The 21,747-nt window shown below is 64.1% G+C and carries 21 protein-coding genes; 11 read left to right on the top strand and 10 right to left on the bottom strand.

Annotation, left to right across the window (positions count from 1 at the left end; all coding sequences use genetic code 11):
- Positions 1-20 precede the first annotated feature (20 nt).
- Together AC1RQ5_RS07785 and AC1RQ5_RS07780 are read right to left on the bottom strand one after the other, a co-directional pair.
- Entirely contained in the window at positions 21-470 is a 450-nt protein-coding gene (locus AC1RQ5_RS07785) for a PaaI family thioesterase (protein WP_493198051.1), read from the bottom strand.
- Between the two features lie 88 nt (positions 471-558).
- Positions 559-1,038, bottom strand: a complete 480-nt coding sequence (locus tag AC1RQ5_RS07780) for a MarR family winged helix-turn-helix transcriptional regulator (protein WP_398481971.1) — start codon at positions 1,036-1,038, stop codon at positions 559-561.
- 235 nt (positions 1,039-1,273) lie between these two features.
- Between AC1RQ5_RS07780 and AC1RQ5_RS07775 the strand changes: the two genes are divergently transcribed.
- From AC1RQ5_RS07775 to AC1RQ5_RS07765, 3 genes are all read left to right on the top strand, one after another.
- Positions 1,274-2,416, top strand: coding sequence for a serine hydrolase (locus AC1RQ5_RS07775; RefSeq protein WP_493198048.1), 1,143 nt, complete (start codon positions 1,274-1,276; stop codon positions 2,414-2,416).
- 42 nt (positions 2,417-2,458) lie between these two features.
- A complete protein-coding gene (locus tag AC1RQ5_RS07770; RefSeq protein ID WP_493198046.1) occupies positions 2,459-3,184 on the top strand; it encodes an aspartate/glutamate racemase family protein in 726 nt (241 codons plus the stop codon).
- 80 nt (positions 3,185-3,264) lie between these two features.
- Positions 3,265-3,477, top strand: a complete 213-nt coding sequence (locus tag AC1RQ5_RS07765) for a YodC family protein (RefSeq protein WP_398481965.1) — start codon at positions 3,265-3,267, stop codon at positions 3,475-3,477.
- 102 nt (positions 3,478-3,579) lie between these two features.
- Here AC1RQ5_RS07765 and AC1RQ5_RS07760 read toward each other — a convergent pair whose 3' ends face one another.
- The 4 genes from AC1RQ5_RS07760 to AC1RQ5_RS07745 form a co-directional block, all read right to left on the bottom strand.
- Entirely contained in the window at positions 3,580-4,833 is a 1,254-nt protein-coding gene (locus AC1RQ5_RS07760) for a CCA tRNA nucleotidyltransferase (RefSeq protein ID WP_493198044.1), read from the bottom strand.
- The gene (locus AC1RQ5_RS07755; RefSeq protein ID WP_493198042.1) at positions 4,830-5,093 is read right to left on the bottom strand and encodes a DUF6111 family protein; all 264 of its coding nucleotides are present in this window, start codon (positions 5,091-5,093) and stop codon (positions 4,830-4,832) included. The genes AC1RQ5_RS07760 and AC1RQ5_RS07755 overlap by 4 nt, the downstream gene beginning before the upstream one ends.
- The gene (locus AC1RQ5_RS07750; protein ID WP_398481991.1) at positions 5,090-5,725 is read right to left on the bottom strand and encodes a CoA pyrophosphatase; all 636 of its coding nucleotides are present in this window, start codon (positions 5,723-5,725) and stop codon (positions 5,090-5,092) included. Before AC1RQ5_RS07750 ends, AC1RQ5_RS07755 begins: the two co-directional genes overlap by 4 nt.
- Positions 5,726-5,800: 75 nt before the next feature.
- Positions 5,801-6,403, bottom strand: a complete 603-nt coding sequence (locus AC1RQ5_RS07745; protein ID WP_493198040.1) for a DUF1285 domain-containing protein — start codon at positions 6,401-6,403, stop codon at positions 5,801-5,803.
- Positions 6,404-6,621: 218 nt separating this feature from the next.
- On the opposite strand from AC1RQ5_RS07745, the gene AC1RQ5_RS07740 reads away from it, so the two are divergent.
- The 6 genes from AC1RQ5_RS07740 to AC1RQ5_RS07715 all read left to right on the top strand — a co-directional run bounded on the left by AC1RQ5_RS07740 (position 6,622) and on the right by AC1RQ5_RS07715 (position 16,715).
- Positions 6,622-7,623 (top strand): AAA family ATPase, encoded by a 1,002-nt coding sequence (locus AC1RQ5_RS07740; RefSeq protein WP_398481957.1) that lies wholly within the window; start codon positions 6,622-6,624, stop codon positions 7,621-7,623.
- The gene (locus tag AC1RQ5_RS07735; protein ID WP_493198038.1) at positions 7,623-8,564 is read left to right on the top strand and encodes a DUF58 domain-containing protein; all 942 of its coding nucleotides are present in this window, start codon (positions 7,623-7,625) and stop codon (positions 8,562-8,564) included. The genes AC1RQ5_RS07740 and AC1RQ5_RS07735 overlap by 1 nt, the downstream gene beginning before the upstream one ends.
- Positions 8,564-11,377, top strand: coding sequence for a DUF4159 domain-containing protein (locus AC1RQ5_RS07730; protein ID WP_493203347.1), 2,814 nt, complete (start codon positions 8,564-8,566; stop codon positions 11,375-11,377). Before AC1RQ5_RS07735 ends, AC1RQ5_RS07730 begins: the two co-directional genes overlap by 1 nt.
- 131 nt (positions 11,378-11,508) lie before the next feature.
- The gene (locus AC1RQ5_RS07725; RefSeq protein ID WP_493198036.1) at positions 11,509-13,572 is read left to right on the top strand and encodes a hypothetical protein; all 2,064 of its coding nucleotides are present in this window, start codon (positions 11,509-11,511) and stop codon (positions 13,570-13,572) included.
- Between the two features lie 297 nt (positions 13,573-13,869).
- Complete coding sequence (locus tag AC1RQ5_RS07720; protein ID WP_493198034.1) at positions 13,870-14,241, top strand: DUF2946 domain-containing protein; 372 nt, start codon at positions 13,870-13,872, stop codon at positions 14,239-14,241.
- Positions 14,242-14,363: 122 nt separating this feature from the next.
- Positions 14,364-16,715, top strand: coding sequence for a TonB-dependent receptor (locus AC1RQ5_RS07715; protein ID WP_493198032.1), 2,352 nt, complete (start codon positions 14,364-14,366; stop codon positions 16,713-16,715).
- A 131-nt stretch (positions 16,716-16,846) separates the two neighbouring features.
- Here AC1RQ5_RS07715 and AC1RQ5_RS07710 read toward each other — a convergent pair whose 3' ends face one another.
- Both AC1RQ5_RS07710 and AC1RQ5_RS07705 read right to left on the bottom strand, forming a co-directional pair.
- Positions 16,847-17,359 (bottom strand): GNAT family N-acetyltransferase, encoded by a 513-nt coding sequence (locus AC1RQ5_RS07710; protein ID WP_493198030.1) that lies wholly within the window; start codon positions 17,357-17,359, stop codon positions 16,847-16,849.
- A gap of 51 nt (positions 17,360-17,410) precedes the next feature.
- On the bottom strand, positions 17,411-17,905 hold the full coding sequence (locus AC1RQ5_RS07705) for an NUDIX domain-containing protein (RefSeq protein ID WP_398481945.1): 495 nt from the start codon (positions 17,903-17,905) through the stop codon (positions 17,411-17,413).
- A gap of 269 nt (positions 17,906-18,174) precedes the next feature.
- On the opposite strand from AC1RQ5_RS07705, the gene AC1RQ5_RS07700 reads away from it, so the two are divergent.
- Positions 18,175-19,059: a metallophosphoesterase family protein gene (locus tag AC1RQ5_RS07700; protein ID WP_493198028.1), complete on the top strand. Its 885-nt coding sequence runs from the start codon at positions 18,175-18,177 to the stop codon at positions 19,057-19,059.
- A gap of 87 nt (positions 19,060-19,146) precedes the next feature.
- Here the strand turns inward: AC1RQ5_RS07700 and AC1RQ5_RS07695 are convergent, their stop codons facing one another.
- Entirely contained in the window at positions 19,147-19,698 is a 552-nt protein-coding gene (locus tag AC1RQ5_RS07695; protein WP_493198026.1) for a hypothetical protein, read from the bottom strand.
- Between the two features lie 213 nt (positions 19,699-19,911).
- Positions 19,912-20,124: a DUF4170 domain-containing protein gene (locus AC1RQ5_RS07690; RefSeq protein ID WP_398481938.1), complete on the bottom strand. Its 213-nt coding sequence runs from the start codon at positions 20,122-20,124 to the stop codon at positions 19,912-19,914.
- Positions 20,125-20,293: 169 nt separating this feature from the next.
- On the opposite strand from AC1RQ5_RS07690, the gene AC1RQ5_RS07685 reads away from it, so the two are divergent.
- Positions 20,294-21,739: a helix-turn-helix domain-containing protein gene (locus tag AC1RQ5_RS07685; protein WP_493198024.1), complete on the top strand. Its 1,446-nt coding sequence runs from the start codon at positions 20,294-20,296 to the stop codon at positions 21,737-21,739.
- Positions 21,740-21,747 lie beyond the last annotated feature (8 nt).

The following is a 21,747-nucleotide window of genomic DNA, read 5'->3' as shown; positions in this document are numbered from 1 at the left end:
TCCGCCCTGCAGCCAAGCTGTTATTCCTTCGGCGTGATGATGCATGTCGCCGTCGCATGCGCGCAGAGCTTGCCGTCCTTGTCGGTGAGCGTGGCTTCCGTCGCAGCCATGCGGCGCCCGATGTGAATGATCTGTCCTTCCGCGCGGATCGGCCCTGACGCCGCTGTCATGGCGCGGATATAGGTCACCTTGAGATCCACCGTCGCATAGGGCGTGCCGGCCGGCAGCGCCGTCTGCACGGCCAATGCGATCGCGCCGTCCAGCATGGTCGCGGCATATCCGCCATGGACGGTGCCGAGCGGATTGTAGTGATCCTCGTTCGGCGAGGCGACCAGCACCACTTTGCCCTGCTCGGCCGATTCGCCCGCGATGCCGAGCGTGCGGCCGATGCCGCGCGCAAAACCGCCGGCGGCGAAAGCCTGCTGCACAAGCCTGAGGCCGCTGCCCGCGTCACCCGTTGCACTGGTCATGTTCGTCTCCGCCATCCCTCACCATCCTTGTCAGACGGAAATGGCAGAGCAAGCCATTCAAGTCAACATCATTGACCTGACAGATTCTTCAATCGCTCGCGGCTTCGGCCATCACGGCGGACCAGGTCTCCTGGCTGCCAGCCCCCGCCTTCTTGAAGGCACGCGCCATGATCTTGCGTTCGAGGCCGGAGGCGGTGCGCTCGATCGCGCGACCGGCCGGCGTGAGCTCGAGCAGCTTGAAACGATGCCGCGCCGGATCGCGCTTGACGGCCATGTAGCCCATATCCTGCAGCTGCTTCATCGGCCGATGCAGCGCCTGTTTCGAAATCTGCAGGATCGCCAGCAGATCCGACATGGTGACATTCTCGCTCCGCAGCACCGTAAAGAGAATGCGGTGATGCACCCGCGACAGGCCGATGGTCGCGAGATAGTCGTCTGCCGCGCGCGTCATGCCGCGCCATCCGAAATACATCAGGGCCAGCGCATCATCGAACGGATCGAGTTTTTTCAGATCGACGTTGCTGACTCGCGCGCGCGTTGCACGAGGTTTTGCAGCTGGTGTGGTCATGAGGTGCCCGGGGCAAGGATGCGGATTGCATGTCGAGTCGCTCATTTAGCACAGCATCGGCTCGTGCGCCTTAACGCAAGGAACCGAAGCATGACCGATCCGCCATTTCCCCAAGTGTAACCTTGCACCGGCGTCGCACGGCTCACACCAACGTGACCTTTCGACACATCTTTGTCGCAGATGTGGATTCGAGTGTTCGGCGTTGTCGTGACCATGGGGGCATCATGGAGTGACAATGAACGCATTATTGTCCCGGCCTTTCCGCCTGCTCGGCATGCTGGCATATCTGGCATTCGCCACCGGACCATCACCGGCCGCCGCTGATGGCGCGGTCAACAAACAGATCGAACGGATCGTCACCACCGAGCTGGCATCTAAGGTCCATGATCACGGTGGCCTCGCGGTCGCCGTCCATGCGGCCGGGGGCACGCAGATCTTCACCTATGGCTTTGCCGACCAGGCCTCACAGCGGCGGATCACATCGGACACGCTGTTCAATCTCGCGTCAGTGCGCAAACTGTTCGAGGCGACGCTGATATCGCTCGGCGCGATCCGTGGCGAGCTCAACCTCGACGATCCCGCGAGCAGATATATTCCCGAACTGACCGGCGACTATGCGAGGCGCATCACGATCGGCCAGCTTGCTACCCATACATCCGGGCTGTTGCTGCCGACCGACCATCCACCCTGGCCAACGGACACCTATTCGCTGCCGCGCTTCTTCGAGACCTTGAACAGCTGGACGCCGAAGGCCGGCGAAGAGCCTGGCAAGCAGCGCGTCTATACGCATGCCGGCTATGTATTGCTGCAACTGGTGCTGGAACGCCGCTACGGCCGTCCGATCGGCGAGCTGATCTCCGCGCGCGTGTTGAAGCCGCTCGGCATGACGGAGACATTTTTGCCCGAGCGTGGGCCTGACCATCAGGCCTTGCTGGCGCCGGCGGTTCTGGCGCGCGTAGTCCAGGGCTATGACGACGACGGCTCGACCATCGGTCGTCCCGGCACCCAGCAGGGTTATTACGACTTCCCCGGCACCGGGCAGATGTTCTCCTCGCCGAAGGATCTCGGTATCTTCCTTGCTGCCAGCCTCGACGACCATGTCGTTGATCGGCAATTGCGCGAGGCACTGAAGATGACCCAGCGCGAGGTGTTTCGCGTGAGCGGCGATTTCGGCCAGGCCACTGCCTGGGAGAATGTGCACCGGGGCGGCATCGAGGTGGTGGATAAGCCCGGCGGGCTGAACAATGCGACGGCCTATGTCGGCCTGATGCCGCGGCAGCGGATGGGGATTGTCGTTCTCGCCAATCGCGGTGAATTTCCTTACGAGATCGCGCGCTACCGCGTGCTGCCCGAACTTGCACGGTTGCGGGGTCAATAGCGCGCGCTGGCATTCTGACGCGCAGGATGATTGGATACGATCATGCGTATTCTGCTGATCAATCCCAACACCACCGACAGCGTCACCGCGCTGGTCGCACAGCATGTCGGCGGAATCGCGGGTGACGCTGCGACCTTCATCCCCGTCACTGGGCGATTTGGCGCCCGTTACATTTCGACCCGCGCGTCCGCGGCAATCGCGGCGCATGCAGCGCTCGATGCCTATGCGATGCATGGCGCCGGATGCGATGCCGTCTATCTCGCCTGTTTCGGCGATCCCGGCCTGACGGCGCTGCGCGAAGTGGCCGATGTCCCCGTGATCGGCATGGCCGAGGCATCCTGTAGCGAGGCAGCCAAACTAGGCCGCTTTGCCATCGTCACCGGCGGCGCATTGTGGGGGCCGATGCTGACGGAATTCGTCGCCAGCATCGGCCTCGGCGACAGGCTCACCGGCGTCCGCACCATCGCCCCCACCGGCGGCGAGATCGCAACCGATCCGGATGCGGCGCTCGCTTCGCTGGCAAAAGCTTGCACCGCTTGTGCGACGGAGGATGGTGCCGAGGTCGCGATCCTCGGCGGCGCGGCGCTGGCCGGGCTCGCCGAGCGTATCCAGCCTGACGTGCCGGTGCCCGTGCTCTGTTCGGTCGCCACCGGCACGCATGCCGTGATCGCCGCTGCCAAGCGACGGCGCGATGGCACTAAGCCACCGCCGGCGCTGGAGAGCACCGGCCTATCGGCGGAACTCGCGACACTTCTCCAGCGAAAATAACAAGCCGTCATCCGCCCGCGTTCGAACTGTCATGGCGCGCGCCTAGGCTTTGCGCGTTCAACTCATTTCAGGAGCAGGTCATGGAATTCAAAGCAGGCGACGTCGTGATGCTGAAGTCGGGCGGCATGCCGCTCACCGTTGCCGATGTCGACGGCAACGATATCGAATGCGTGTGGCTGGGCGAGGAAGGCGATCTGTTCCGCGAGACGCTGCCCCGCGCCGTGCTCGAAATCGCGCTCGTCATCCCGCATGATGAGGACGAGGAAGACGACGAAGAAGAGAAAGCGGCCTGATTCGCCGCGATCGTAGGGCGGATGAGCGAAGCGTCATCCGCCGTTCTTCGCCACACATCATCGGCCGGCGGATGACGGCTTCGCCTCATCCGCCCTACACTTTCACAAGCGATGATCGTGCTTGAACCGCGCGATCGTTTGATCTGCGATCACCGTGATGACATCGACTTCCATCGGGAAGTCATTGGCCATCCACGCATCTTCTGCCAGCGCCAGCACATGGCCGAGGCCCGGCCCCTTGGCGATGCCGCGGGCGATGAAATCCGCGGCCTTGAGCGGAAACACCGGCGGTGTCCAGCGCTCGGGCAATGCGATGAGCTGCTTCCATTCGGCGCCATCGCCGCTTCCGCCATCGCGCGCCCAGGCCAGCAGCATGCGATTGCGATAGCGCGCTGCGCCCAGGCGATACAAACGTTGTTTCGCGCGCGCCTCATTCATGCCCTTGAGCCGCCACCAGCGATGGCCCATGGAATCCAGCGCCTTGTTCTCCTCATTGGTGAGGCGCAGGCGCTGCATCAGCCGTTTTGCATCTTCCGTCACGGCAACGGCGAGCGCGCCGAGGCGCAGCATGGCATCGGGGGCGAGCGCCAGCTCCTGCTCGATGCCGATCATCTTCCTGAACGGCCCGAGATAAGTGACGCCGCCGCAAATGCGCAGCATCAGGCCGGCATCGATCATCGCTTCGGCCGCGGCTCCGGCGCCGGGCGCGACCAGCAGTTTCAGCAACTCCATCCGGATACGTTCGGCGGAGAGACCGGCCATGCCGTCGCGACCGCGGATCGATGCGAGATATCCCTCACGGTCCGGTGCGCCGGCACCATAGGCGGCATGAATGCGGAAGAAGCGCAGGATGCGCAGATAGTCCTCGGCGATACGCCGGTCGGGATCGCCGATGAAACGCACGCGCTTCGCATCGACATCGGCGATGCCGCCGACATGATCATGCACCACGCCATCGATGGAGGCCGACAGGCCGTTCATCGTGAAATCGCGCCGCTCGGCATCGCGCTGCCAGTCGCGACCGAACATGACTTTGGCCTTGCGGCCAAACGTTTCGACATCCTCGCGCAAGGTGGTGACTTCGACAGGCGTGCCTTCGACCACCAGCGTCACCGTGCCGTGCTCGATGCCCGTCGGCACACTCTTGATGCCGGCGACCCTGGCACGACGGACGACTTCATCGGGCACAGCTGTGGTGGCGATATCGATCTCGCCGACGTCGAGGCCCATCAACGCATTGCGCACGGCGCCGCCGACGGCACGGGCTTCTTCGCCATCGCCATTGAGCAGTGCCAGCACACGCCCCGCCGGCCCCGAGGTCAGCCACGGCGCGTCGATGACCCGCCGGGAGTTCATTTATTCTGCCCCGGCACGAGCCTGCCGTTCTCCATATGCGCCGGCGTATAGGTCGCGCTCGGCGCGGCACCGGAAAAATGGGACAGCAGGATGAAGGAGACGATCACCAGCAGGAAGGCCGATATCAGCAGCTTGAGCACCACGCGCGCCGGCCATGATGTCGATTCCGTCACGCCCTTCGATGTCGCCAGCAGGAACAGCGCATAGATGACGAACGGAATCAGGAAGATGCCGACTTCGGTGAGAACGGGGCGGATCATTTCTGCACGATCCGCTCATACAGCACGCGCAGGATGCCGGCTGTGGCACCCCAGATGTAACGCTCGGCGAACGGCATCGCGTAATAGCTCCGCTCGATGCCGCGGAAATCCTTGCTGTGCAGCTGATGATTGGTCGGGTTCATCAGGAAGGACAGCGGCACCTCGAAGGCGCTCTCCACTTCGTTCTCATTGATGGTGAGGTTGAAGCCCGGCTTCACCCGGGCCACCGTCGGCAGAATGCGAAAGCCGAAGCCGGTGGCATAGAGATCGAGATAGCCGATGGGATCGACGAACGAGCGATCGAGCCCGACTTCCTCTTCCGCCTCGCGAAGCGCTGCATCGAGCGGGGAGGCATCGCCGGGATCGATCTTGCCGCCGGGAAACGAGATCTGGCCGGCATGATCATTGAGATGGGCGGAGCGTTGGGTGAGCAGCACCGTCGGCTGCTCGTGCTCGACGATGCCGATCAACACAGCCGCGGGGCGAATCGGCCGCTCCTGGGCCACGATCTGAATCATGCGATCATTGCCGGCATCGCCGGTGGTCGGGATGATCGCGGCGTCGTTGAGCCCGGGTGGCACATCAAATGACAGCCGCGCTTTGGCGCGCGCAAAGAACTCGGCGGAATCCATCACAGCCGAGTCCACGCCGGCGGGCGCTTCCGTCTTCAGCATCGAATTCGTCAATCCCGCCTCTCGAATACAATCTTACGTAGCTTGCCTGACTTGCTCGGCATCCGCCATCGCAAAAAACGCGCCAGACGAGGCGATGCCGAACATGTCGGCGCCATCGACCATCCGCTCCTCGCCCATGTCAACAAGATCGTAATAGATCGCCCGCGTCACCTTGGCCCACAGATCGGCGCGCACATGGAGATAGGGCGTGAGACCGCCATCCTCGGCTTGCTCGAAACGCAGCTTGTGATCGGCGTCGCAGGTGACCCAGTCATCCACATTGGTGCGGAATTTGAGCACGATGCCGGACCCATCCTGCTCCTTCTGCATCTCGACGGCGAGAAACGGCGCGTCGTCCACGGTGATGCCGACTTTCTCCACCGGCGTGACAAGAAAGTATTTGCCGTCTTCCCGCTTCAGAATCGTGGAGAACAAGCGCACCAGCGCGGGCCGGCCGATCGGGGTGCCCAAATAGAACCACGTACCGTCCGAAGCGATTCGCATGTCGAGATCGCCGCAGAAATCCGGATTCCACAGGTGGACGGGCGGCAAACCCTTGCCTTCTTTGGCGCCATCCTTTGCCGCGGCGGCCAAACCATCCAGTCCCTGCGCCGTTTGCTGCCCTTGCTTCGCCATTGTTTGCCCTGACTTTACCACCAGCATTCTGGCACGACCTATGCACGTCTTGAAACGTGCAACACGTATTTCCAACTCGCCACAACGTGATGCGGTTCATAGCGGCATCCGGATATTGTGGGGATAGTTTAATTCAACAAATACATGGCCTTCGCTAAAGTCTAGCATCAGGTTCGTGGAATAATGAGACGATCCGGTTTCACCCGAAGGAGCAGTTGATGGCCGCCGACAGTGTCGAGAAACTCGAAGACGTGATCGTTCGCTCCGCGGAACAGGTGGCCGGCCAGATGCGCGCGGCCAAGGAAGCCATTGCGACCGTCATCTTCGGCCAGGACCGCGTGGTGGAAAACACACTGGTGACCATCCTGTCCGGCGGCCATGCGCTGCTGATCGGCGTCCCTGGCCTTGCCAAGACCAAGCTCGTCGAAACCCTCGGCACCACGCTCGGCCTCGACGCCAAGCGCATCCAGTTCACGCCCGACCTGATGCCATCCGACATTCTCGGCGCCGAAGTGCTGGACGAGAGCGTCGCCGGCAAGCGTTCGTTCCGCTTCATCTCGGGTCCGGTGTTTGCCCAGCTCCTGATGGCCGACGAAATCAACCGCGCGAGCCCTCGCACGCAGTCCGCATTGCTGCAGGCGATGCAGGAACAGCACATCACCGTCGCCGGCGCGCGGCATGATCTGCCGAAGCCGTTCCACGTGCTGGCCACGCAGAATCCGCTGGAGCAGGAAGGCACCTATCCGCTGCCGGAAGCGCAGCTCGACCGTTTCCTGATGGAAATCGACGTCGATTACCCCGATCGCGATGCGGAGCGCCGCATCCTGTTCGAAACCACCGGCGCCGAGGAAACCATCGCCAAGGCCGCAGTGAATGTGGAGACGCTGCTCACCGCGCAGCGTCTGGTACGCCGTTTGCCGGTGGGTGACAGCGTGGTCGAAGCGATCCTCACCTTGGTGCGCTCGGCGCGTCCCGGCCCCGATGCCGGCGATGCATCCAAACTCATCGCCTGGGGTCCCGGTCCGCGCGCCTCGCAATCGCTGATGCTGGCGGTGCGTGCGCGCGCGCTGCTCGATGGCCGCCTCGCGCCGTCCATCGATGACGTGCTCGACCTCGCCGAACCGATCCTGAAGCATCGTATGGCGCTGACCTTCTCCGCGCGCGCCGAAGGCCGCACCGTTGCCGATGTGATCGCCCAGCTCAAGTCACGGATTGGTTGATGGCCGCAGCGCCGGACCACGCCACACAAGAGATCACCGCAGTCCGCCGCGCCGATGGCGAAAGCCGTTCGCTCGCCGCGTCACTTCCGCGTCTGGTGCTGGAAGCGCGGCGCATTGCAGCGACCGTGATCCACGGTTTGCATGGCCGTCGCCGCGCGGGGCATGGCGAAAGCTTCTGGCAGTATCGGCGCTTCGTCTCCGGCGAACCGTCGCAGAATGTGGACTGGCGCCGTTCCGCGCGTGACGATCATCTCTATGTGCGCGAGCAGGAATGGGAAGCAGCGCATACGATCTGGCTGTGGCCGGATCGCTCGCTGTCGATGGCGTTTGCCTCGAAGGGTGCGCGTGACTCGAAGCTTGAACGCGCGCTGATCGTCACCTTTGCTCTGGCAGAACTACTGGTCTCCGGCGGCGAACGCGTCGGCGTGCCCGGCCTGATGAATCCGACCTCCAGCCGCAGTGTCATCGACAAGATGGCGCAGGCGATGCTGCATGACACGACAGGCCGTGACAGCCTGCCGCCGACCTTCGTGCCGTCGGCACTGTCAGAAGTCGTGGTGCTCGGCGATTTCTGGTCGCCGATGTCAGAGATCAAGACGATGCTGGCGGGTCTGTCGTCTGCAGGTGCCCATGGCACCGTCGTGCAGATCGTCGATCCCGCGGAAGAAACCTTCCCTTATTCCGGCCGCGTCGAATTCGTCGAGCCGGAAAGCGGCAACGTGATCACGGCCGGCCGTGCGCAGATGTGGGCCGAGGATTACGTCGCGCGCGTCGCCGCGCATCGCGATGAAATCCGCAGCGAAACCGGCAAGCTCGGCTGGTTGTTCTCGACGCATACGACGGATCGTTCCGCTGCCGAATTGCTGCTGTTCCTGCATGCAGGCATGGCGGTCAATCGCGCGGCAGGCGGCAGCATGGTCAAGGTGGGGCGCTCGGCATGATCGGTGGCTTCCCGCTCGCATTCGCCCAGCCCTTGATGCTGCTCGGCCTGATCAGCCTGCCGGTGCTGTGGTATCTGCTGCGCGTGACGCCGCCGCGCCCGCAGCGCATCGCCTTCCCGCCAACACGGCTGCTGTTCGACATCACGCCCAAGGAAGAAACGCCGTCGCGCTCACCCTGGTGGCTGACGCTGCTGCGTCTGCTCGCCGCCGCGCTGATCATTTTCGCCGCGGCCGGCCCGATCTGGAATCCGCAGAACGGTCCCACCGCCTCCACCGCACCGCTCACCATCCTGCTCGATGACGGCTGGTCCGCCGCTGCAAGCTGGGACGCCCGCGTGCGCGCCGCCGATGAACTCATCGCCAATGCCGACAACAACCGCCGCGGCGTCGCCCTCGTGCCGCTGTCGGAGCCGGCGCGCGACATCACCATTTTGCCGGGTGGTACGGCGCGCGTGGCGCTGCGCCAGCTCGCGCCAAAACCCTATTCCATCGACCGCGTCGATGCGCTGCCGGTGCTGGAGCGCTTCCTGCGCGCCACCGGCGACAGCGAGATCGTCTGGCTGTCCGATGGCGTCGATACCGGCCGCGGCAGCGATTTCACGCAAGGCCTCACCAGGACCATCGGCGACCGCACGCTGACCATCTATGACGGCGGCGCGGCACCCGCGCATGCGCTCGTTGCTGCGGAAAACGCTGCAGCCAAGATGACTGTCAAAGTGCTGCGCGCCAGCGCTGGCGGTCCTGATGCAGGCATCGTGCGCGGCCTCGATGCCAAGGGCTCGCCGGTTGGCGAAGCAAAGTTCCTGTTCACGCCGAACGATCGCGAGACGGACGCGTCCTTCGAGCTCCCCGTCGAACTGCGCAACGACATTGCCCGGCTCGAAATTTCCGGGGAACGTTCCGCCGGCGCCGTGCAATTGCTCGACAAGCGCTGGCGCCGCCGCGCCATCGGCATCGTCTCGGGAACCACCGCCGACACCGCACAGCCGCTGCTGGCCTCGACCTTCTATCTCACCCGCGCGCTCGCCCCCTTCGCCGATGTGCGCCAGGGCGACCGCGGCGCACCGCAGCAGGCGATCACGCAGTTCCTCGACCAGAAACTGCCGATGATCGTGCTCGCCGATGTCGGCACGCTGTCGCCGGAAATCCGCGAACGCCTCAATGCCTGGATCGACAATGGCGGCGTGCTGGTGCGTTTTGCCGGCCCGCGCCTCGCGCAGGCCGAAGACGATCTGGTGCCAGTGAAGCTTCGCCGCGGTGACCGCAATCTCGGCGGCTCGCTGACCTGGGAGAAGCCGCAGCATCTCTCGGCTTTCGCGGCCGATGGTCCGTTCGCCGGCCTGCCGGTGCCGAAGGACATCACGGTCAATCGTCAGGTGCTGGCCGAGCCGAATGCGGCGTTGGCCTCGAAGAGCTGGGCGACGCTGGAAGACGGCACGCCGCTGGTCACCGGCGAACGCCGCGGCAAGGGCCTCGTCTCGCTGTTCCATGTCAGTGCCGATATGCGCTGGTCGGACCTGCCTTTGTCTGGCACCTTCGTGGAGATGCTGCGCAGGGTCGTCGATATCTCAGGCTATACGTCCACGCCCGGCGCCGGTGTCGCCGGCGAGACCGGCACTGAAACGGTCGCACCACTGCGCACGCTCGATGGCTTTGGCGCCTTCGGCCCGCCGCCGTCGACGGCGAAGCCGCTGTCGGCCGATTATCGTGACCGCGCGACGTCAGAACATCCGCCCGGCCTCTACGGCCCCGCCGACGGCCCGCTCGCCGTCAATGCCCTTGCTTCTGCAGATCGGATCGCACCGCTGGACTTCTCTGCCCTCAAGGCCAATCGCGCCAGCTACACCAATGCCGAGCCGCGCGACCTGCGTGGCATCCTGCTCTCCACCGCGCTCGCCCTGTTCCTGATCGATGCGATCATCGTCGCACTGCTCGGGGGCGCCATCGCCTCGCTGTTCCGCCGCCGTGCGGTATCGACCGTGCTCGCCATGGCGCTCGCGCTGGGTGCGGTCACCGGCATGCCGACGCAGCTGCGCGCCGATCAGGCCAGCGACGATTTCGCCGTCAAGGCAGTGTCGCAGACGCGTCTGGCTTATGTGATTACCGGCAATGCCGATGTGGATGGCATCGTGAAATCCGGCCTCACCGGCCTCACGCTGTTTCTCGCCCAGCGCACCGCGCTGGAAGCCGGCGAGCCGATCGGCATCGATCCTGCGAAGGATGAACTCTCCTTCTTCCCGCTGATCTACTGGCCCATCATCCCCGGTGCGCCGAAGCCAGCGCAGGAAGCTCTCAACCGTATCGATGCCTATATGAAGCAGGGCGGCACCGTACTGTTCGATACCCGCGATGCCGTCGAGGCGCCGGCCGGGCCGAATGGCGAGTCGCAGACGCCGGGCATGCAGACGCTGCGCACGATCCTGTCGTCGCTTGACGTGCCCGAACTCGAGCCGGTGCCGCCGGCGCATGTGCTGACAAAAACGTTCTTCCTGCTCAGCGATTTCCCCGGCCGTTTCAATTCCGGCCCGACCTGGGTGGAGGCGCTGCCACGCGAGGACACCGATGAAGCTGCGTCGCGTCCGGCCCGCGGCGGTGATGGCGTGTCGCCGATCATCATCACCTCGAACGATTTTGCCGGTGCCTGGGCAATGCGCCCGGACGGCCAGCCGATGCTGCCGATGGTCCCCGGCGAACCCCGCCAGCGCGAATTCGCCTTCCGCGCCGGCGTCAATATCGTGATGTACACGCTGACCGGCAATTACAAGGCGGATCAGGTGCATGCTCCGGCGCTGATCGAGCGGCTGGGGCAATGATGAAGTTGCACCGAATTGCTCAGCCGTCATTGCGAGGAGCATCTTGCGACGAAGCAATCCAGTCTTCGCCCGCGGCCTCTGGATTGCTTCGTCGCTACGCTCCTCGCAATGACGATGGAGAAAGACGCTAAATGCAATACGGCATCGCCTTCACGCCCCTCGTCCCGACGCTCGTCCTCTGGATCGGCCTCGCGGCCATCGTCGTCATCGCGGCCTTGCTGCTGCTCGGCCGTGCGCGCGGTGCGGCCATCCGTGTCGCGGCGCTGGCGCTGATCCTGCTGGCGCTCGCCAATCCCTCCTTCACCAGCGAGGAACGCGAGCCGCTGTCCTCCGTCGCCGCTGTCGTGATCGACAAGAGCCCGAGCCAGTCCTTCGGCGAGCGGACCAAAGAGACCGAAGAGGCGCAGAAACAGCTCGTCGATCGCCTCAAGCAGGTGAAGGGCCTCGAGGTCCGCACCGTCGAGGCCGGTCAGGCCGATGGCGAGACCGATGGCACAAAGCTGTTTGGCGCGCTGTCATCCGCGCTGTCCGACGTGCCCACCGATCGCGTTGCCGGCGCGTTCCTGATCACCGACGGCCGGGTGCATGACATTCCCGCCAATCTCGCCGGCCTCGGCTTCAATGCGCCCCTGCATGCGCTGATCACCGGCCGCAAGGACGAGCGCGACCGCCGCATTGCCATCACCGCGGCGCCGCGCTTCGGCATTGTCGGCCAGTCGCAGAAGGTCACCTTCCGGCTCGATGACCAGGGCGTCAGCAATGAGCGCGCCCGCGTGGTCATCCGCCGCGATGGCGACACCATCGGCGAACGCCAGATGGTGTCCGGCCAGACCGTGACCGTCGATGTCGATATCAAACATGCCGGCCCGAACATCGTCGAGATCGAGGCCTCGCCCATCGACAACGAACTCACCCTCGTCAACAACCGCGCCGTGGTGGCCATCGATGGCGTGCGCGACAAACTGCGCGTGCTGCTGGTCTCCGGCGAGCCGCATTCCGGCGAACGCACCTGGCGCAACCTGCTGAAGTCCGATGCCTCCATCGATCTCGTGCACTTCACCATTCTGCGCCCGCCGGAGAAGCAGGACGGCACGCCGATCAACGAACTCTCGCTGATCGCCTTCCCGACCCGTGAACTGTTCCAGCAGAAGATCCACGAATTCCAGCTGATTATTTTCGATCGCTATGCCCGCCAGGGCGTGCTGCCGATCGCCTATTTCGACAATATCGCGCGCTATGTCAGGAATGGTGGCGCGGTGCTGGTCTCGGCCGGACCGGATTATGCGTCGAGCACCTCGATCTGGCGCACGCCGCTGGATTCGGTGCTGCCCGCCGAACCGGTAGGGGTCAGCGAAAAACCGTTCTATGCGCATCTCTCGGATGTCGGCAAACGCCATCCGGTGACCCGCGGCCTCGAAGGCGCCAATTCCGAGCCACCGAAGTGGAGCCGCTTCTTCCGCACGGTCGAGACACGTAACACCACGACGCCACCGGTGATGACCGGGGCCGATGGCAAGCCGCTGCTGCTGCTGTCGCGCTCCGGCGAAGGCCGCGTGGCGCTGCTGCTGTCGGATCACATCTGGCTATGGGCGCGCGGCTATGAAGGCGGCGGGCCGCATCTCGATCTGCTCCGGCGGATGTCGCACTGGCTGATGAAGCAACCGGATCTCGAAGAGGAAGCGCTGAAGCTGCAGACCGCGAACAAGGATCTGGTGGTGCTGCGCCAGACCATGGGCGACACCGTAGCGCCGGTCACCGTCACCTCCCCATCCGGCAAGACGCGGGAGCTCACGCTGAGCGCGGGCGAGCCCGGCCAGTGGCGCGCGACCACGCCGGCAGACGAACTCGGCCTCTGGCAGGCCAGCGATGGTACGCTGAAGGCGCTGATCAATGTCGGCCCGGTCAATCCGAAGGAGTTTTCGGAAGTGACCTCGACCACCGAGATGCTGCGCCCGCTGGCGCAGGCGAGCGGTGGCGATGCACGGCGGCTGAACGACGGCGCGGGCCTCGACATGCCGCGCGTGGTGCCGGTGCGATCCGGTGCGACATTCCGCGGCGATGGCTGGATGGGCGTCCACATGCGCGACGCCAGCGTGGTGCGCGGCGTGGGCGTGCTGCCGATGTTTGCCGGACTGATCGGGCTGTTGCTGCTGCTGGGCGCGTTCGCCGCAACGTGGCTAAGGGAGAGCAGGTAAGCACCACGCTCCACTCCTCATGGTGAGGAGCGCGCCCTTGCGCGCGTCTCGAACCATGAGATGGCCTGGCTCTTGAGCTTCGCCGCCATCCTTCGAGACGCCGCTGCGCGGCTCCTCAGGATGAGGGTCGAATGTGTGGTGGTCTCTCGGAACGTTGCGCAAATCCCACAGCGCGACAGCCTTCCACACCCAGCCCACCTCCGCCCGTTGACACTCCGCCCCTCACCGCGCGATGTTACATTATAACATCGGTATTGGCTGACCTCTCCGCCATCCGCTGTCGGGGCGCCTTTGGGCATGAAGTGGTTTCGCGATCATATCAGGAATGGAGCAAAGCTGGCGCTGTTCGCGCTGGCGGTGCAGATCGTCCTGTCGCTCGGCCACATCCATCTCGATGACATCCATGCGGCGCCCATTGGTGCGTCGACGATCACGCAGATTCAGGCGCCATCGACGCCGGACATTGATCACCACCAGCAGCATCGCGTCGGCGTGCCCTGCGATATCTGCGCGGTCATGGCGATGGCCGGCACGGCGTTGTTCTCAGCACCGCCGATCCTGCTGCTGCCGGGCGCCACGGACATCGCCTACGCGGCCATCAAGGCCGAGTTCAACCATCTCGAATCCATCAGCGGCGCCCCGCAGCCACGCGGACCGCCAAGCATCTGACTTCACCTGTGACCAACGCCGCCCGGATTCCGTCCGTTCGGCACCACCCACGTGAATTTCGCATCACCGCGATCATCGGCTCCAGCGCAACCATGCGCGGCCGGTGAAGTCAGGACCAACCCATGCCCATCTCCTTCACGCGCGCTCTCCTGCTCGGCTCCACCGCCGTCATCGGATGCAGCAGCCTCCCCACTTTCGCGCATGCGCAGACGCAGCTCCCCGCCGTGGAAGTCACCGCGCCGAGCCCGATCGTGCGCCGCAAACCGGTCGCGCATCCGCAGGGCCACACCCATGTGACCCGCACCGCGCCGAACCGCGCGCAAGTGCCGGTGGAAGCGGAGCCCGTCGCCGCGAGCGCGCCGCCGCAGGGCGTGCTGCCCATCGTCACCGACCAGTTCGCCACCGTCACCGTGGTGCCGAATGACGAGATCCGCCGCTCCGGCGCCACGTCGCTCGGCGATCTCCTCGCCAACAAGCCCGGCATCGCCACCTCGGGCTATGCGCCCGGCTCGGCGAGCCGGCCGATCATTCGCGGCCTCGACGTCAATCGCGTCGGCATCGTCGAGAATGGCATCTCGAGCAGCGGTGCATCCGATCTCGGCGAAGATCACTTCGTCCCGGTCGATCCCTTCGCCGCCAATCAGGTCGAGGTGATCCGCGGCCCGGCAACGCTGCGCTACGGTTCGCAGTCCATCGGCGGCGTGGTCTCGGCCTCCAACAACCGCATTCCCGACGCGCTGCCGAATTGCGCCGTCGCAGCCCCCTTCATGAGCTACGGCCTGCCCGCCAAGGCGCCTGCCGCCGGTCTCGCAGCACCGGGCTGCATGAATGCCGAAGTCCGCACCTCGATCAATTCAGCATCGCGCGGTGTCGATGGCGGCATCCTGCTGGATGCCGGCGGCGGCAATTTCGCCATGCATGCCGACGTCTATGGCAACAAGGTCGGCGACTACAATGTGCCGTCCTATCCCTATGCCGAGCCCGGCATCGCCTTCAACGGCCGACAAAACAACACCGCGGCGCAGAGCGGCGGTGCATCGCTCGGCGGCTCGTATTTCTTCGATGGCGGCTATGTCGGCGCAGCGATCACGCATAACCGGGCCAATTACGGCATTCCCGGCGTCGAAGGCGCGCAGCAGCAGACGCGCATCGTCGGCGAGCAGACCAAGGTCACGATGAAGGGTGAATATCGCCCGGATGCCGCAGCGATCGAAGCGATACGTTTCTGGGCCGGCGCGACCGACTACAAGCATGACGAAATCGGCCTGGAGGAAGGTGGCGGAGGCGCGCCGCATGTGCACCAGACCTTCACCAACAAGGAGCAGGAAGGCCGCGTCGAAGTGCAGATGATGCCCTTCAATGCCGGCTTCGCGGCTGTCACCACCGCCTTTGGTATTCAGGCGAGCCACCAGGAGCTGACCGCGCCAAGCCCCGAAGGCATCGGCAGCCCGACCAATGGCCTGTTCGATCCAAACCGGAATACCAAGGTCGCGGGTTATGTGTTCAACGAGCTGAAGTTCACGGACTGGACGCGCGCACAGATCGCCGGCCGCGTCGAGCATGTGGAGCTGTCGGGCTCGGCACCGAGCTTCATCCCCAACGAATTCGACACCGATGCCGATCCGACTTCGATCGGTCCGGCGATCGGCATCAACAAGTCCTTCACGCCGAAGAGCGGCAGCATCGGCCTGATCCAGGACCTGCCATGGGGCGGCCTCTCGGCCAGCGTGACGGCGCAATATACCGAGCGCGCACCGAAGCCGGCCGAACTGTTTTCACGCGGTGGCCATGATGCCACCGGGACGTTCGATATCGGCAATCCGAATCTCGGCATCGAGACGGCGAAGTCGGTGGAAGTGGGCCTGCGCCGCGCTGCAGGGCCGGTGCGATTCGAACTCACCGGCTACTACACGCAGTATCAGGGCTTCATCTATCGCCACCTCACTGGCAACACCTGCGAAGGCGGTGCCTGCATGATCGGCGCCGGCATGGAGCTGAACCAGGCGATCTATACCCAGCGTGACGCCACCTTCCGCGGCGGCGAATTCCAGACCCAGATCGATGTGACGCAACTCGGCAGCGGCACCTTCGGTGTCGAGGGCCAGGCCGATGTGGTGCGTGCCACCTTTGCCGATGGCAGCAATGTGCCGCGCATCCCGCCGGTGCGCGCGGGTGGCGGCCTGTTCTGGCGCGACGTGAACTGGTTCGCCCGCATCAACATGCTGCATGCGTTTGCGCAGAACGACATCTCCGATGTCGCGGAGACGCCGACCAATGGCTACAACCTGCTGAAGGCCGAAGTCAGCTACAAGACGCTGCTGGATCCGCGCATCTATGGTGCGAAGGAAATGACGGTGGGCCTCGTCGGCAACAACCTGCTGAACGAGAACATCCGTTACTCGGTGTCCTACAACAAGGACAACGTGCTGCAGCCGGGGCTGAATGTACGGGCGTTTGCGACGGTGAAGTTCTAAGGCGACACGCTCTACTGTCGTTACCCGCGAAAGCGGGTAACCCAGTAGACGCATAAGCTAGTGATAGACATCACTCTCACCGATTACTGGATCGCCCGGTCAAGCCGGGCGATGACAGTGAGAGCGAGATGTTACTTCGCTGCGTTCCAGTCCGGACGCACAGCGCCCGCAAGTCCTTCCGCGGCGCCATCGACCAGTTCAAGCACCAGCAGACGCTTCTGGTCCACCGGACCGGGCATGGTCACATTGCCCTTCGGGATCGCCTTGAAGCCGACGCGGCTGTAATAGGGCTCGTCGCCGACCAGCACGATCAGCTTGTGCCCCTTGGCCCGCGCGTCGTTGATGGCGCGGTCCAGCAGCTTGCGGCCAACGCCGCGGCTGCGGAAGGGTGGCTCGACCGTCAACGGGCCGAGCAGCAAGGCTGGCGTATCGCCGACGCAGATCGGCAATTGCCGGATCGACCCCACCAGCAGCGTGCCGATGCGCGCCGTGAAGGACAGATCGAGCAGATGGCTCACATGTTCGCGCAGGCGATAGGCGGACAGCACGAAACGGCCGGGGCCGAAGGTGCGGGCTACCAGGCGTTCGATCGGCTGGGCGTCATTGGCGGTTTCCGCCGCGATGATCAGGTCGAGGTCACTCATGTCGGCCCGCGGGATAGCATCTGGCGGCGGCGCGGTCCATGACCCGGCTGATCACGCCTTGACCCGCCAGGTCGGGATCACGGGCTGGCCGTCGAAGATTTCCGCCAGCCGCTGGCGCGTTCCCTCGGTGGTGTCCGGCGGCAGCGCATCCAGCGCGAAGAAGCCGGTTTCGGCGATCTCGCTATTCGGCTCCGGAGGGCGGTCCTGATGGAAACTACGGACGATATAGACCACCACATGATCGCGGATCGAGACATGGCTGTTGAGGAACGCGCCATGCAGCACCGGCTCGCCGGTAACCTCGATCCGCCCCTCCTCGCGCAGCTCCATCTCCAGCGCTTCGCGAAAGGTCTGGCCGACCTCGACGCCGCCGCCGGGCAGATACCAGCCGGTGACATAAGTGTGCCGGACCAGGAACACGCGTTTATCGGCATCGACAACCACCGCGCGCACGCCGAGCGTCATACCGCGGGCAAAGCGGAAATACAGATGGATGAACTTGCGGAGGGTTGGCTCCAGCCGCTGGCGCAAGGTCGGCGTGGTCATTTCATTCGTCCGAATCGGGGCACGCGGCTTGGTCCTTGCGTCATCGCCGTCACCTTGCCAAAAACGGACAGGGTTTCACAGGTGAACGCATTGCCACCGCACAACAAACTCATCGCCAGCTCAATCCCTCATGGTGAGGAGCGCGCCCTTGCGCGCGTCTCGAACCATGAGATCGCCAGCCTCCGGACGTGTGGACATCCTTCGAGATGCCGCTTCGCGGCTCCTCGGGATGAGGGATGCAATTTGCCGTCACACACGATACGCAAACCATGACCGCATTCACCCTCGCACATCTGTCCGACCCGCATGTGCCGCCGATGCCCGAGCCGGAATGGCGCGAGCTGATGAGCCAGCGCGTGCTTGGCTATGTCAACTGGAAGCGCAACCGGCATCAGTATCACCGCCGCGACATGCTCGATGTGCTGGTCGCCGACATGCAGGCGCAGGCACCGGACCACATCGCCGTGACCGGCGATCTCGTCAATCTGGCGCTGGCCGCCGAATTTCCGCGCGCGCGACGATGGATCGAAGTGGTCGGCAAACCGGACCACGTCTCGCTGGTGCCCGGTAATCACGATGCGTATGTGAAAGGCGCAGCGGAGACATTCGTTGAGACGTTTGGCGATTACATGCGGAGTGACGACGCCAGCGTGGCAACGTTTCCTTACTTGCGCATTCGCGAGCCGGTCGCGCTGATCGGCGTCTCATCGAGCGTGCCAACGGCGCCTTTCATGGCCACCGGTTGGCTCGGCGACGCCCAGCTTGAGGCGCTCGATCGCCTGCTGGCAAGCCTTGCCGACACACATCTGTTTCGCGTGCTGCTGATCCATCATCCGCTGCGGTCGGAGAAATGGATGAAGCGCCTGACCGATTCCGATGCATTGCAGGCGCTGCTCAAACAGCATGGCGTCGAGCTGATCCTGCAGGGCCATGATCACATCCATTCGACCATGTGGTTGGAAGGCCCGCAGCGCCGTATCCCGGCGATCGGCGTGCCGTCCGCCTCATCGCTCGCGCATGGCCACAAGCCGGCAGCGGCCTACAATCTGTTTGCGATTGAACGGGACGGCGAACGCTGGCGCTGCGAACAGACGGTGCGCGGCTTTGGCGACGGCAATATGGTACATGAGCTGAAGCGGGAGATGCTGGTGTAGTTGGTGGGATGGGTTGAGCGCAGCGATACCCATCACGACCGGGCGCAGGCGGTGATGGGTATCGCTACGCTCAACCCATCCTACAGGTCACTGCCCGCGCGTCGCGACGAACAGCGCCAGCGCGAACAGCCCGACCACGCCAACAACAATCCCGAACACAAACGGCCAGAATCGGCTGCGCTGTTTCACCACGGGCACCGGCTTCGCCTCCTGCGGCGGCACGGCGGTTTCCAGCGCATGTTCGCGCTCGATCATGCGGCGTGCGATGTAATCGGTGACGGCTTTCACCATCGCCTGCACATCATGTGATTCGGCCAACACCTTGCGACCGAAGCGGCTGTCCTGCACCAGGCGATAGCTGCGCTTGTCGCGGCCCATCACCACATGGGCGATCATGTCGATCCACAGCCGCGGGGTATCGCCCTGGCTGATGCCGCGATCGAACAGTTCGATATCGTGCGGGATTTCGCTGAACAGCGGATCGAGTGCTTCGTTGAGAATCTCGAGCCGGGCGACCTCGGCATCGCGCAGATCGACCACGACGCCGGTGCGGTCGGCCGCTTCGATACGCGCCTGACGGAGGGCATCGCGCAGCCGCTTGGGCTGGGCGTCGTTCGCTGCACCATTTGCCACAACCATCTCAACTCCGCCTCAAGACTGCCGCACGCCGGTAAATTAACCTATCAGTAACCATAAGCGGCGGAAAGGCCGTTAGTTTCCAGAGACTTGCCGTCAAACGCACTGCGGCCCCAGCCGGATTTTCCGGATGGGGCCACAGACCAGATTTGAGCGTTTCCGTTGAGGCAGACTTGCGGCGGCTCTGCGGCCGCTCAGAGGCAAGCAATCAGGCGCTTAGGCGACCTGGCGGCTCGGCTCTTCCACGATGGAGAAGCGAACGCCGGCGCGGTGGCGGTTCTCTTCCGAAACCGACTTCCAGGCTTCCTCGGCCTGCTTGCGGGTCTTGAACGGGCCCTGAACCTGGGCGGAACCCTCGACCAGCTTATGAAAATTCATCGAACCGAACTCGCCGCCGATGACCCAGAAATTGCTGTTGCCCTGTGACATGTCGTTCTCCTGCTCGTATTTCTCTTACATTCGTGACATGCGCGCTGCAGTCACCGTGTGGAGAGATAACGACAAACTCGGGAAAATGGCTATATGGCTTGTGTTTGAATGGTGATGCGATGTAACATCATCACTTGTCACAAATGTCATAATGTCACGATTGTAAATAATGGCATCCGAGACCAACAAGAAGCTGTTCGTAGGCCCCCGTTTCCGGCGGATTCGGCAGCAGCTCGGCCTGTCGCAGACGCAGATGGCCGAGGGGCTCGGCATTTCCCCGAGCTACATCAACCTGATCGAGCGCAACCAGCGGCCGGTGACGGCCCAGCTTTTGTTGCGTTTGGCAGAAACCTACGACCTCGATCTGCGCGATCTCGCCACCGCGGATGAAGATCGCTTCTTTGCCGAGCTCAACGAGATTTTTTCCGATCCGCTGTTTCGGCAGATCGATCTGCCGAAACAGGAATTGCGCGATCTCGCCGAGCTCTGCCCCGGCGTCACGCATTCGCTGCAGCGGCTTTACGCGGCCTACACCGAAGCGCGGCGCGGCGAGACGATGGTGGCGGCACAGATGGCGGATCGCCATGACGGCGCATCCTATGAAGGCAATCCAATCGAGCGGGTGCGCGATCTGATCGAGGCCAACCGGAATTATTTTCCGGAGCTGGAGACGGCAGCGGAGACTCTTCGCGACGAGATCAATGTGCCGTCGCAGGATCTGTTTGCAGCGCTGAGCGCGCGGCTGCGGGACAAATACTCGATCGTGACCCGCATCATGCCGGTGGATGTGATGCGCGAGACGCTGCGGCGGTTCGACCGGCATCGGCGGCAATTGCTGATCTCGGAAATGGTGGATGCGCCCGGCCGGGCCTTCCAGGTCGCTTTCCAGATCGGGCTCGTCGAATGCTCGTCGCATTTCGAAAGCATCGTCGGCCGCGCCGGTCCGCTGGCCGATACGCAGCGCCGGCTCTATCGCATCACGCTGGCAAATTACTATGCCGCGGCCGTGCTGATGCCTTATGCGGCGTTTCATGCGGCGGCGGAGGCGCTGAGCTATGACATGCAGGTGCTCGGCCAGCGTTTCAATGTCGGCTTCGAGCCGATCTGCCATCGCCTCACCACGCTGCAGCGGCCGAATGCGCGCGGCGTGCCGTTCTTCATGCTGCGCGTGGACAATGCCGGCAATGTCTCGAAGCGGTTCTCATCGGGCACGTTCCCGTTCTCGAAATTCGGCGGCACCTGCCCGCTCTGGAATGTGCACTCCACCTTCGACACGCCGGACCGGCTGCTGCGCCAGGTGATCGAGCTGCCGGACGGCAATCGCTATTTCTCCATCGCGCAGACGCTGCGCCGCTCGCCGGCGCCGCATCCGCACCAGCAGCCGCGCTTCGCCATCGGGCTCGGTTGCGAGATCCGCCATGCGAGCAAACTGGTTTACTCGGCGGGCATGGATCTGGAGAAGGTCGAGGGCACGCCGATCGGCGTGAACTGCCGCCTGTGCGAACGAGAGAATTGCAGCCAGCGCGCGGAGCCGCCGATCACGCGAACGCTGATTCTGGATGAGAATACGCGGCGGGTGTCGAGCTTTGCGTTCAGCAATGCACGGGAAGTGTGAGGCGCACG

It is taken from the genome of Tardiphaga sp. GW821-FHT12E02 (genome assembly GCF_058807155.1).
Note: the sequence above shows the minus strand (reverse complement) of the source record. Positions and strands in the feature narration are given on the sequence as shown.